An 11,552-nucleotide genomic window follows, 5' to 3' on the forward strand; every position below is an offset into this window, starting at 1 on the left:
ATATTCCGTCAATATTTAATTTCGGAGAGAAATCACAATTCCGGATTTTTCTGCCGCACAAAAACAAAAAAAACCCGCAGCAGTTACCTGTGCGGGTTTCTGAAATGCCGGGAATTTTTAACTTATGGACGTAGTGCCGAAAGCCTGCTGCCAGTCAGCGTCAAACTTTTGCACCGCCGCCTGAACCGCTGGCGTACCGAGAAGTTGTTCAGCAACATCCACCGGTAATGTAATCGACTGACAGCCCGCCAGCAGGCAATCCACCGCCTGACGCGGCGTTCTGAAACTGGCCGCCAGCACTTTTGAGTGCGGCGCGTGCAGACTCAGCAGCGTCTGTAATTCTCTGACCATCGCAATGCCGTCGCCGCCCTGCGCGTCCAGACGGTTCACGTAAGGCGCAACGTATTCAGCACCCGCCAGCGCGGATAAGAGCCCCTGACCTGCGCCGTAAACAGCCGTGCCGAGCGTTGGTATATTCATGCTTTTTAAGGCTTTAATCGCCGCCAGCCCCTCCGCCGTGACGGGGATTTTCACCACTAAACCGGGCACCCGCTGCGACAGTAGCAGGGCTTCGGCGATCATCTGTTCTGCATCCGCCGCCATCACCTGGGCAAACAATTTCCCGGTTCCGCCGAGGGCGTCACGCAGGGCAGGCAACACTTCCCAGAGGGATTTTCCTTCTTTCGCCACAATGCTCGGGTTCGTCGTGACCCCCTGCAACGGCAGAATGCGCGAAAGACGTTTCACCGCAATAACATCGGCAGTATCGAGATACAGCTCCATAACCTTCTCCTTAAACCTGTGAGCGAATGCAAAGTATCGGAGAGTGTACCTCTGCAAGCGGCGGGTTTATTGATCGTTATCAAAATGACTTTCGAATGAAAGCATTTAAATTACGAAAGAAGAAACTTAAGGGAGCGCCGCGATGATTTTTAATGTGCAACGTTATTCCACCCATGACGGGCCGGGGATCCGCACGGTTGTTTTTCTCAAGGGCTGCTCACTGAGTTGTACCTGGTGCCAGAACCCGGAAAGCCGTTCAGAAAAACCCGACGTATTGTTTGATTCGCGGCTGTGTACCGCCGGGTGTCAGCATTGTGCGCAGGCATTTCCCCGTGCAGTGACCGCAGAAAATGACGGGATCTGCCTGCGTCGCGAGGCATTCTCTGCGCAAGATTTATGTCAGATGGAACAGGTTTGCCCTTCCGGTGCGCTGAGCGTTTGCGGCGAAGACGCAGATATGGAAAGCCTGATGCAGCAAATCCTGCGCGATAAGCCGTTTTATCAGCGCACCGGCGGCGGCGTTACGCTTTCCGGCGGCGAGCCTTTTATGCAACCACAGACGACGCTGAATCTGCTGCAACGCTGTCACCACGCGGGTTTACATACGGCGGTGGAAAGCTGTCTGCACGTCCCCTGGAAATATATCGATCCTTCTCTCGGCGCGCTGGATTTGCTGCTGGCCGACTTGAAGCACGTCGCCGACGCGCCGTTCAGACGCCTGACCGGTGGCTCAGCAAAACGGGTGATGGACAATTTTCGCCGTCTGGCGGCTGCCGGTCAGAAGCTGATTGTCCGCGTGCCGCTGATCCCTGATTTCAACGCCGACCGGGCGTCCATCCGCCAGATTGTGGATTTCGCTGCGGGGGAAACCGGTTGTGATGCCATCCACTTTTTGCCTTATCACACGCTGGGTATCAATAAATATGTCCTGCTCGGCGAACCCTATCTGGCCCCGCGCCAGCCATTAAATGACCCGGACCTGCTGACGTTTGCTGAAGAATACGCCGCCGAAAAAGGTCTTTGTGCACAGTTAAGAGGATAAAAATAATGACGACATTGAACCTGAATACCCTCTCCGCCCGCATTCGCGCCCATAAAGACGCGCTGATCCACATCGTAAAACCGCCGGTGTGTACCGAACGCGCACAGCACTACACGCAGGTTTATCAGCAACATGCGGATAAACCCCTGGCCGTCCGCCGCGCGCTGGCACTGGCAGAACATCTCAGGCAGCGGACTGTCTGGATCAAACATGACGAGCTGATCGTCGGGAATCAGGCCAGCGAAGTGCGTGCCGCGCCGATTTTCCCGGAATACACCGTCAGCTGGATTGAAAACGAAATTGATGCGCTGGCCGACCGGCCGGGAGCCGGTTTCGCGGTGAGTGAAAAGAATAAGAATGTTCTGCACGAAATTTGCCCGTGGTGGCGCGGGCAGACGGTGCAGGATCGCTGCTACGGCATGTTCACTGATGAGCAGAAAGCACTGCTCGACAGCGGCATCGTAAAAGCCGAAGGCAATATGACGTCCGGCGATGCCCATCTGGCGGTCAATTTCCCGCTCCTGCTCGGGCTGGGGCTGGACGGACTGCGCCATAAAGTCGATGAACGCCGCAGCCGCGTTAATCTGACCGACTGGGAAGATTTGCATAAAGAACAGTTGCTGAAAGCCATTGATATCACACTGGCTGCCGTCAGCGATCATATCGTGCGCTTTGGCGATCTGGCGCAGGAAATGGCCGCCGCCGAGCCGCGCGAGAACCGTCGCGATGAGCTGCTGGCGATTGCCGCAAACTGTCACGCGATCGCCCATCAGCCACCTTCCAGCTTCTGGCAGGCGTTACAGTTGTGCTATTTCATCCAGCTGATTTTGCAGATCGAATCCAACGGGCATTCCGTTTCATTTGGCCGCATGGATCAGTATCTTTACCCGTTCTACCGCCGTGACGTCGAACTTGAGCAAACGCTGGATCGCGGTCACGCCATTGAGTTGCTGCAAAGCTGCTGGTTGAAACTGCTGGAAGTGAACAAAATCCGCTCCGGTACACACTCCAAAGCGTCGGCGGGCAGCCCGTTGTATCAGAACGTCACCATCGGCGGCCAGAAACTGCATCTCGGCGTGGCGTCCGACGCGGTTAATCCGCTTTCCTACGCCATTCTTGAATCATGCGGTCAGCTGCGTTCCACACAGCCAAACCTCAGCGTGCGTTATCACGCAGGCATGAGCAGCGATTTTCTGGATGCCTGCGTGCAGGTGATCCGCTGTGGTTTCGGGATGCCCGCGTTTAATAACGATGAAATTGTGATCCCTGAATTCATCAAACTCGGCGTCGAGAAAGAAGATGCCTACGATTACGCCGCTATCGGCTGCATCGAAACCGCCGTCGGCGGAAAATGGGGCTACCGCTGCACCGGCATGAGTTTCATCAACTTTGCCCGGGTTATGCTGGCTGCGCTCGAACAGGGGCAGGACGCTAAAAGCCATACGCAATTTCTGCCGCAGGAACGCGGGCTGTCTAAAGGCAACTTTGAAAACTTCGGACAGGTTTTTGCGCAGTGGGATGAGCAAATCCGCTATTACACGCGTAAATCGATTGAAATCGAATGTGTTGTCGATACCGTTCTGGAAGAAAATGCGCAGGATATTCTGTGTTCTGCGCTGGTCGATGACTGTATCGAGCGCGGCAAAACCATCAAACAAGGCGGCGCGACATACGACTGGGTTTCCGGCTTGCAGGTCGGGATTGCCAATCTTGGCAACAGTCTGGCAGCGGTCAAAAAACTGGTCTTCGAACAGGGTTCCGTCGGGCAGCAGGAACTGGCGGATGCGCTGGCTTCCGACTACGCGGGGCTGGACGGCGAGCGTTTACGTCAGCGGCTGATCAACGGTGCGGAAAAGTACGGCAACGACCATGACGGCGTGGATAATCTTCTGGTACGCGCCTATCAGTGCTACATCGACGAGCTGTCGAATTATCACAACACGCGTTTCGGGCGCGGCCCGATTGGCGGAACGTACTACGCCGGAACCTCGTCGATTTCCGCTAACGTGCCGTTTGGCGCAGCGACCACAGCGACACCTGACGGACGTAAAGCGTTCACGCCGCTGGCCGAAGGCGCAAGCCCGGCTTCCGGTACAGACCATCTGGGGCCAACGGCGGTGTTTAATTCGCTGGGGAAATTACCGACGGAAGCGATCCTCGGCGGTGTACTGCTAAATCAGAAGCTCAATCCGGCATCGCTTGAAAATGAAACCGACCGCCAGACGCTGATGCTGATGTTGCGGACGTTCTTTGAGGAGCACAAAGGCTGGCACGTACAGTACAATATTGTGTCCCGCGAGACGTTGCTGAAAGCGCGCGAGGAACCGCAAAACTATCGGGATCTGGTGGTGCGTGTGGCCGGTTATTCGGCCTTCTTCACTGCTTTATCGCCGGAAGCGCAAGATGATATTATCGCGCGAACGGAACATACGTTGTAATCTTCGGGACAGAATTCACTTCAGCTGACGGGCAGCCTGCGCTGCCCGTATTTTTGGGCACTTATGAACGACAGACAGCAAGTCATTTTGCAATGGGTAAACGATAAACAGCGGATCAGCGTAAGTGAGCTGTCGCAGATTTGTCAGGTTTCAGAAGTGACGATCCGTCACGATCTCAATCAGCTGGAGCAACGCCATTATCTGCGCCGCGCGCACGGTTTTGCCGTCGCGATCCAGACCGATGACGTCGATACCCGAATGATGTCGAACTTCGCACAGAAGCAAAAACTGGCAAAATTCGCGGCGTCATTAATCCAGGATGGCGAAACGGTATTTTTCGAAAGCGGCAGCAGCATTGCCCTGCTGGCACAATATCTGGCGGACAAAAAGAATCTCACGGTGATTACCGTCAGCAGTTATGTGGCGTCGTTGCTGAAAAGTATGCCGTGTGACGTGGTGCTGCTCGGCGGGATGTACCAGAAGACCAGCCAGACAGTGGTCGGTCCGCTGACAAAATTGTGTTTGCAGCAGATGAATTTTAGCAAAGCCTTTATCGGGATTGACGGATTTACTGACACCACCGGGTTTACCGGCCGTGACATGTTGCGTGCCGACGTGGTGAATACGGTCGTGACGAAGGGCGCGGAGAATATCGTCCTGACGGATTCCTCGAAATTCGGGCAGATCAATCTCAATCCGCTCGGCCCTGTCAGCGCTTTCAGTCATGTCATTACTGACGAAGCACTGCCGGATACGTTCCACCAGCAACTGACGAACTCAGGCATAAAAGTCAGCCTCGTAGGCTGACTTTTTTCATGTGATATTTGAAGTACGACGCGGATTACTGCCCGTAGTAGGCATTCTTGCCGTGCTTGCGCAGATAATGTTTATCCAGAAGTTGCGGCTGCATATCCGGCAACTGCGGCGTTAACTGGCGGGAGAAAATGCCCATGTAGGCGATTTCTTCCAGCACCACCGCGTTGTGTACGGCATTATCGGCATCTTTTCCCCAGGCAAAAGGCCCGTGCGAATGCACCAGCACCGCCGGAATATCCGCGGGATCGAGGTTACGTTCCGCGAACGTTTTAACGATCACTTCCCCGGTTTCCCACTCGTAGCGCCCGGCGATTTCGGCTTCGGTCATTAAGCGCGTGCAGGGGATGTTGCCATAAAAATAATCCGCATGTGTGGTGCCCCAGGCCGGAATATCAATGCCTGCCTGGGCCCAGATGGTCGCATGGCGGGAATGGGTATGCACAATGCCGCCCGCCTGAGGGAAGCTGAGGTAGAGCACGCGGTGCGTGTCGGTATCGGAAGACGGTTTCTTGCTGCCTTCCACGATTTTCCCGGTTTCCAGCTCCACCACCACCATGTCATCGACGCCCATATGATCGTATTCCACGCCCGACGGTTTGATGACGATCAGCCCTTGCTGGCGATCCACGGCGCTGACATTTCCCCATGTAAAGGTCACCAGATTATGGCGCGGCAGTGCCAGGTTGGCCTCCAGTACCTGCTCTTTCAGTTGTTTAAGCATCTCGGTTTCCTCATGAATCGATGCTTTATTGTCTGGTCGGCGGGCGGGTGCCGGTATGGGGCAAATCGCTAAAGAGTGCGTACGGATCTGCTGCAAACGCAAAAGTGCCTGTTTATGCCACATTCAGGGCACGCAGGTGCAACGCTTTAGTTAATTGTGTGGTGAGACTGCGGCTTGATGGTGAATTAAGATTATTCACCTAGTGAATGGATACTAATTTCACTATTTTTAGTTAACGGATGCAAAAGTGCGTCCGGATGAGTCGAATTATGAATAAAGGTTCGGAACAGCTCAAAAATTCATAAGTTGCGTGAAGGATCACCCGGTGAAATACAGTGATAACGCTGCATGTTGCCTATACTTATCGATGATGCTGAACGTTAATCCTTTGAGGAAGATAACTATGATGCTCGTAAATAAACGCGTTGCCAGTATTGCACTGGTTTTGACTCTTGCGATGTCTGTTACCGCGTGTGGTAACTGGTCTAAACGTGACCGTAACACGGCGATTGGTGCCGGTGCCGGTGCACTTGGTGGTGCGGTTCTGACTGACGGAAGTACTTTAGGTACGTTAGGCGGCGCAGCAGTAGGTGGTATTGTGGGTCATCAGGTCAGTAAATAAGAACAGATAAAAAAAACAGTAAGACGCTGCGCTTTTCAAAGGCGCAGCATCTTGTTTTATCAGCCACCCGCCAGTTTGACTTTCATCCCTTTAGCTTCAAGCAGCTGTTTCAGTAAATCACGTTTATCGCCCTGAATTTCTATCACGCCGTCTTTCACCGCGCCGCCGCAACCACATTTTTTCTTCAGTTCAGCCGCCAGTTTTTCCAGTGCAGCATCGTCCATATCGACGCCAGTAATAAGACAAACACCCTTCCCTTTGCGCCCGCTGGTCTGACGCGCAATACGAACAATCCCGTCACCTTTCGGGCGTACGACGACGGCTTTCTGCTCATCGATTCTGCCGGTATCAGTGGAATACACTAACCGGCTGTTGCTGTCATTACGCATAAATTCCCCTGCTTATCGCAGTGATGCACGGATATCACGCAGCGTCTGCGCCGGATCGGCGGACTGCGTAATCGGACGGCCAATCACCATGTAATCCACACCCGCCGCCAGCGCTTCCTGCGGGGTCATCACGCGGCGCTGATCGTCGGCTTTGCTGCCTGCCGGGCGGATCCCCGGCGTGACCAGTTTGAACGCTTGCCCCAGCGCCGATTTAAAGCGCGTCGCTTCCTGCGCGGAACATACAACCCCGTCCAGCCCGCAGTCACGGGTCAGGCGCGCCAGACGTTCGGCGTAATCTGCCGGAGATAAGGTGATGCCCAGATCCGCCAGATCGCTGCCTTCCATGCTGGTCAGCACGGTGACGGCAATCAGTAACGGCGCGTCCTTACCAAACGGCAGCAACGCCTCTTTTGCTGCGGTCATCATGCGCGCACCGCCGCTGGCATGTACGTTGACCATCCACACGCCCAGTTCCGCCGCTGCGGCAACTGCATGCGCCGTGGTGTTCGGGATGTCATGGAATTTCAGATCCAGAAAGACGTCAAAACCGCGAGTCTGCAAATCTTTTACCATCTGCGGGCCGAAATGCGTGAACATCTCTTTACCAATTTTCAGACGGCAATCACGGGGATCGATTTTATCTGCAAAAGCCAGCGCGGCAGATTTATCGGCATAGTCGAGAGCGACAACAATAGGTGAGGAATTTAAGTCGTTGTTGTTAATGTTATTTTCTGACGTCATGTCTTCAGCCTCTTGTGTTTTTTCATTTCAGGAAGGGAAAGCCTGTTTTCTGCCGCCCGCATTTTACATGGCAAGAGGCTGAATTCACAGCTACACATAATGTGACAGTTTTATTAAATTTTTGTGAAGCACTAGACGCCGACACAACGCTGGCATAGTTTGTAACTTTACTCTAAGGAAAGGCTGAAAAATGAGTGAGATAACAACCCTGACCGTCAAAATTCCGGTTGAATTGAAGGAACTGATCAAGAACGCCGCCGCTGAGGCTGAGCATTCTTTAAGTGCGGAAGTGGCAGCACGTCTGGAAGAGAGCTTTAATCCGGCAGCACCCAAGGGGAAAAAGGCGGCGAAAGCCACCGAGCATGAAATTGATAACCAGCATCTTGCTGAAGATTCTGAACCGGCGCTGACAGCAAAAGAAATTAAGAAACTGCGTACGTTACTTAACGCCCGCAAAACCACCGGTAAGAAGAAGTAATTCCCCTCTCCTTTCCCTGAATAATTCGCGTTGCAACAAGATGATAAATACATCTGCAACGCGAAGTATGTCGGGAAAATTACTGACCGTCGAGACCCCGTATAGGTTTGATCGTCGCCCAGCCACGGCATGACGGACAATGCCAGTACAGCGAATGTGCAGTAAATCCGCATTTGTGGCAGCGGTAACGTGGTTTTGTGCGGATCTGCTCACCCACCATGTCCCGCAGTAAAACCAGACTCTCTTTCGCCCTGCCTTCTTCTGCATCGGCCAGATGGTAATCCATCAGGTGATGGAACACACGCATGGTCGGATGACGTTGCAGCTGGCGGTTAATGTAGTTCTGCGCCGTTTCACGCCCTTCTTCCTGCTGGATGATTTCCGCCAGCATCAGTTCTGCCGTCGCGCCGGTGTTTTCATCGACACAACGCTTGAGGAACTCTGCCCAACCCAGCGTATCTTTCAGGTTCTGGTAGCATTCCTGCATCATCGGCAGCGCTTCGCTGACCAGTTCTTTGTCCTGCTCAAGCACGCGTTGCAGCGCATCAACCGCTTTACGGTATTCGCCCTGCGCCAGAAAAATGCGCCCCTGCATGATAGACACGCGGGCACAAAGTTTATCTGCCGCCGCGGCCTTTTTCAGCAGGCCTGTGGCCTTATCGAAATCATCAGAAACCATCGCCAGAAGCGCCAGTTCACACCAGAAATGCGCGATTTCCTTGCGGCGGTTTTCTTTGCCCAGCTTGACCAGACGCTCGGCCACATCGATAGCATTCTGCCAGTCGCTGGTCGCCTGATGGATGATCAGCAACTGTTCCAGCGCAAACAGCTGGTAGTCCTGCTCCTTCACCAGCTGATTAAACATGTCTTCTGCGCGGTCATAAAAACCGGCAGCCATGTAATCGCGTCCTAACTGCTGCACGGCAAGCAAACGCTGTTCGAAGGTCAGCGAGGCACTTTCCATCAGCGACTGGTGGATGCGGATGGCGCGATCGACTTCGCCACGGGAGCGGAAGAGGTTCCCCAGAGTCAGGTGTGCTTCGACCGTACTGCTGTCCTCTTTCAACATTTCAAGGAATAGGTCGACCGCTTTATCCTGCTGGTTGGAAAGCAGGAAGTTAACCCCTGCTACGTATTCACGCGACAGGCGGTTAGCATTTTCCTGTTTATCCTGCTGAGAACTTCTGCGCCCCATGTACCAGCCATAGGCGGCCGCAACGGGCAACAACAGAAACAGCAGTTCTAACATAGAGGGTTATTCCTTGCTGACATCATAAGATGCTGCTGGCGGCGTAACGGCAGCCGCGGGTTCAATTTGTTGTTCAAGGCGTTTGATTTTCCGCTGGGCACGCCCGAGAGATAATCGGACACGCAGGTAAAACAAACCGCAGATGACCCAGCCCAGAATAAAACCGGTAGCAAAGAGCACGGCAAGCAGTGTGGAAACACGATAGTCGCCCTGCGCCAGCAAATAATTGAAGGTCACAGTCTGATCATTATGGGCACCCAGAGTGATAGAAATCACTACGATGACCAGCAAAAATAAAAAAATCAGCAGATATTTCACATTCATTCCTGTAATGCCGGATGTACCGGATGAATTATGCCAAAAACTCTCGTCCCGACCTAATAAGTTAGCATTTCCAAACAAAGCTGGGAAACATTGCGGAGGCTTTAAATGCAGGTTGTTGGAACTTCGTGCAACTTTAGCAGTGTGTCGCAAATATCGCTGCAATTTACGATATGGAAGAGATATGGGGGCGGAAAGCGATGAATTAAAGGGGTTTTGTTAAACCCCTTTGAAATTGCCAGTGTTTATTCTCCGTCGCGTTCAGCGATTTCCTGATTTTCCGCCGGCGGCGGCGTCAGCGGTCCGACATAACGCTCAGTCAGCCAGCAGGCCAGTGTCACCAGTATCCAGCTGATACCCACGGACGCCAGCAGGTCACGCGGCCAGTGCATTCCCAGAACCAGACGGCTGCCCATCACGGCGACTGCCCACACCATCAGGAACGTGACCGTTTTGTAGTGTTTACGCCGCCACAGCAGCCCGATGCCCAGTAATGCCCAGGTAGCGGCAAACATCGTATGACCGGAAGGGAATGCGTAACCGGTGTCGTTCTGCCAGCTTTTATTCAGCCAGTGAGGTATCTGCGTGTCCTCGCCGAGTATTTCTTTGACCTGTTTGCCACGCAATTTGCTTTTCTGCGCATAAAACTCACCCACGTTCATCTGATGATCGGTTCCCAGCCACGCCACGTAGGGCCGCGGCTCACGTACTTCACCTTTGATGAAGTCTTTCGCGTATTGCCCGACCAGCAGCGCGGCCACAATAATCACACCCAGCCCGATGGCCGGTTTAAGACGAAAGCGCAGGCACCACAGGAACCAGCCGCCAAGAATCACCGTTGTGAGGATACCCCAGGGCTCGCTCACCGTTTCCGTCACCCAGAACAGCGGGCGCAAAATGGACGGATTTCCTCCCGGTGCCCAAAGCCAGCCGCTTATCCATACCGCTGCGGGCATCAGCATTAAAAGTACAGCCCCGAGTGCGGTGCGTTTGGCGATATCAAACATAGTCGTCCCTTCCGTCATTTATAAAAGAGTTGGAGTGTAGCAACGTTGTCATCGCTTCACATTCCCTAAGCGGGGATTGTTGAAGAAGCGGTTATAATTCATAAGTTATGAACTAATCGTTCAAATATTCGCGCTAAAAACTGCGCCAATCTGTGGCAAAATACCGCCCTGTCGTGATGGAAAGGCACCGATTCCCTATCCAGAGGCCGCATCTGAACGTAGGATGCGCATCAACAAGTAAAATACTCACTGTAAATAAAGACACTTTGTGGTTTTTTTGGAGCGTAAAATGCAGCTGAAACGGGTGGCAGAAGCCAATCTGCCAACACCTTGGGGCGATTTCCTGATGGTGGGTTTTGAAGAATTGGCCACCGGGCACGACCACCTGGCGTTAGTTTTTGGTGACATCAGCGGTGAAACACCGGTTCTCGCGCGTGTTCACTCGGAATGTCTGACCGGCGATGCCTTATTCAGCCTGCGCTGTGACTGTGGTTTTCAGCTCGAAGCCGCACTCAATCACATCGCCGAAGAAGGCCGTGGCATCCTGATGTATCACCGCCAGGAAGGCCGTAACATCGGTTTGCTCAACAAAATCCGCGCTTACGCTTTGCAGGACAAAGGCTATGACACCGTCGAAGCCAACCATCAGCTCGGTTTTGCAGCTGATGAACGCGACTTCACCCTGTGCGCGGATATGTTCAAGTTACTGGGCGTTGATTCGGTCCGCCTGCTGACCAACAACCCGAAAAAAGTCGAAATCCTGACTGAAGCCGGTATTAATATCACCGAGCGCGTGCCGCTGATCGTGGGCCGTAATCCGGAAAATGAACGTTACCTGTCGACCAAAGCCGCCAAAATGGGCCACCTGCTCGATAAGTAATTTTTTCAGGATATGACAGAAATATTAAGGGCACCTTAACGGTGCCCTTTTTCATGGAGTTTTGA

General features: G+C 53.4%; 13 protein-coding genes. 6 read left to right on the forward strand and 7 right to left on the reverse strand.

Annotation, left to right across the window (positions count from 1 at the left end):
• Positions 1–117: 117 nt before the first annotated feature.
• Entirely contained in the window at positions 118–783 is a 666-nt protein-coding gene (gene fsa / locus J1782_RS06220) for a fructose-6-phosphate aldolase (RefSeq protein WP_165057160.1), read from the reverse strand.
• Positions 784–925: 142 nt separating this feature from the next.
• On the opposite strand from fsa, the gene J1782_RS06225 reads away from it, so the two are divergent.
• From J1782_RS06225 to J1782_RS06235, 3 genes are all read left to right on the forward strand, one after another.
• Positions 926–1,825 carry a glycyl-radical enzyme activating protein gene (locus J1782_RS06225; protein ID WP_217152670.1) on the forward strand — a complete coding sequence of 300 codons (900 nt, stop codon included), beginning with the start codon at positions 926–928 and terminating at the stop codon, positions 1,823–1,825.
• A 5-nt stretch (positions 1,826–1,830) separates the two neighbouring features.
• The gene (locus J1782_RS06230) at positions 1,831–4,263 is read left to right on the forward strand and encodes a formate C-acetyltransferase/glycerol dehydratase family glycyl radical enzyme (RefSeq protein ID WP_217152671.1); all 2,433 of its coding nucleotides are present in this window, start codon (positions 1,831–1,833) and stop codon (positions 4,261–4,263) included.
• A gap of 63 nt (positions 4,264–4,326) precedes the next feature.
• On the forward strand, positions 4,327–5,070 hold the full coding sequence (locus J1782_RS06235; RefSeq protein WP_217152672.1) for a DNA-binding transcriptional regulator YciT: 744 nt from the start codon (positions 4,327–4,329) through the stop codon (positions 5,068–5,070).
• Positions 5,071–5,104: 34 nt separating this feature from the next.
• On the opposite strand, the gene araD is transcribed toward J1782_RS06235, so the two are convergent.
• Positions 5,105–5,800: an L-ribulose-5-phosphate 4-epimerase gene (gene araD, locus J1782_RS06240; protein WP_165057153.1), complete on the reverse strand. Its 696-nt coding sequence runs from the start codon at positions 5,798–5,800 to the stop codon at positions 5,105–5,107.
• 403 nt (positions 5,801–6,203) lie between these two features.
• Here araD and osmB point away from each other — a divergent pair, with 403 nt between their 5' ends.
• Complete coding sequence (gene osmB / locus J1782_RS06245) at positions 6,204–6,422, forward strand: osmotically-inducible lipoprotein OsmB (protein ID WP_056780657.1); 219 nt, start codon at positions 6,204–6,206, stop codon at positions 6,420–6,422.
• 59 nt (positions 6,423–6,481) lie between these two features.
• Here the strand turns inward: osmB and yciH are convergent, their stop codons facing one another.
• Both yciH and pyrF read right to left on the reverse strand, forming a co-directional pair.
• Positions 6,482–6,811: a stress response translation initiation inhibitor YciH gene (yciH, locus tag J1782_RS06250; protein ID WP_165057151.1), complete on the reverse strand. Its 330-nt coding sequence runs from the start codon at positions 6,809–6,811 to the stop codon at positions 6,482–6,484.
• A 12-nt stretch (positions 6,812–6,823) separates the two neighbouring features.
• Positions 6,824–7,552, reverse strand: coding sequence for an orotidine-5'-phosphate decarboxylase (gene pyrF / locus J1782_RS06255; RefSeq protein WP_152325949.1), 729 nt, complete (start codon positions 7,550–7,552; stop codon positions 6,824–6,826).
• A gap of 190 nt (positions 7,553–7,742) precedes the next feature.
• On the opposite strand from pyrF, the gene J1782_RS06260 reads away from it, so the two are divergent.
• Entirely contained in the window at positions 7,743–8,030 is a 288-nt protein-coding gene (locus J1782_RS06260) for an Arc family DNA-binding protein (RefSeq protein ID WP_152325948.1), read from the forward strand.
• Between the two features lie 79 nt (positions 8,031–8,109).
• On the opposite strand, the gene lapB is transcribed toward J1782_RS06260, so the two are convergent.
• The 3 genes from lapB to pgpB all read right to left on the reverse strand — a co-directional run bounded on the left by lapB (position 8,110) and on the right by pgpB (position 10,607).
• On the reverse strand, positions 8,110–9,279 hold the full coding sequence (gene lapB, locus J1782_RS06265) for a lipopolysaccharide assembly protein LapB (protein ID WP_195824565.1): 1,170 nt from the start codon (positions 9,277–9,279) through the stop codon (positions 8,110–8,112).
• 6 nt (positions 9,280–9,285) lie between these two features.
• Positions 9,286–9,597 carry a LapA family protein gene (locus tag J1782_RS06270; protein WP_152326349.1) on the reverse strand — a complete coding sequence of 104 codons (312 nt, stop codon included), beginning with the start codon at positions 9,595–9,597 and terminating at the stop codon, positions 9,286–9,288.
• 248 nt (positions 9,598–9,845) lie between these two features.
• Entirely contained in the window at positions 9,846–10,607 is a 762-nt protein-coding gene (gene pgpB / locus J1782_RS06275; RefSeq protein WP_208950458.1) for a phosphatidylglycerophosphatase B, read from the reverse strand.
• A gap of 289 nt (positions 10,608–10,896) precedes the next feature.
• Between pgpB and ribA the strand changes: the two genes are divergently transcribed.
• Positions 10,897–11,487, forward strand: a complete 591-nt coding sequence (gene ribA, locus J1782_RS06280; RefSeq protein WP_101076876.1) for a GTP cyclohydrolase II — start codon at positions 10,897–10,899, stop codon at positions 11,485–11,487.
• Positions 11,488–11,552 lie beyond the last annotated feature (65 nt).

The sequence above is a fragment of the Rahnella sp. BCC 1045 genome (assembly GCF_019049615.1).
Classification (GTDB): domain Bacteria; phylum Pseudomonadota; class Gammaproteobacteria; order Enterobacterales; family Enterobacteriaceae; genus Rahnella; species Rahnella contaminans.

Coding starts and splice junctions, on each gene's coding strand:
- fsa (WP_165057160.1), bottom strand. CDS start 783: ATGGAGCTGTATCTCGATACTGCCGATGTTATTGCGGTGAAACGTCTT.
- J1782_RS06225 (WP_217152670.1), top strand. CDS start 926: ATGATTTTTAATGTGCAACGTTATTCCACCCATGACGGGCCGGGGATC.
- J1782_RS06230 (WP_217152671.1), top strand. CDS start 1,831: ATGACGACATTGAACCTGAATACCCTCTCCGCCCGCATTCGCGCCCAT.
- J1782_RS06235 (WP_217152672.1), top strand. CDS start 4,327: ATGAACGACAGACAGCAAGTCATTTTGCAATGGGTAAACGATAAACAG.
- araD (WP_165057153.1), bottom strand. CDS start 5,800: ATGCTTAAACAACTGAAAGAGCAGGTACTGGAGGCCAACCTGGCACTG.
- osmB (WP_056780657.1), top strand. CDS start 6,204: ATGATGCTCGTAAATAAACGCGTTGCCAGTATTGCACTGGTTTTGACT.
- yciH (WP_165057151.1), bottom strand. CDS start 6,811: ATGCGTAATGACAGCAACAGCCGGTTAGTGTATTCCACTGATACCGGC.
- pyrF (WP_152325949.1), bottom strand. CDS start 7,552: ATGACGTCAGAAAATAACATTAACAACAACGACTTAAATTCCTCACCT.
- J1782_RS06260 (WP_152325948.1), top strand. CDS start 7,743: ATGAGTGAGATAACAACCCTGACCGTCAAAATTCCGGTTGAATTGAAG.
- lapB (WP_195824565.1), bottom strand. CDS start 9,279: ATGTTAGAACTGCTGTTTCTGTTGTTGCCCGTTGCGGCCGCCTATGGC.
- pgpB (WP_208950458.1), bottom strand. CDS start 10,607: ATGTTTGATATCGCCAAACGCACCGCACTCGGGGCTGTACTTTTAATG.
- ribA (WP_101076876.1), top strand. CDS start 10,897: ATGCAGCTGAAACGGGTGGCAGAAGCCAATCTGCCAACACCTTGGGGC.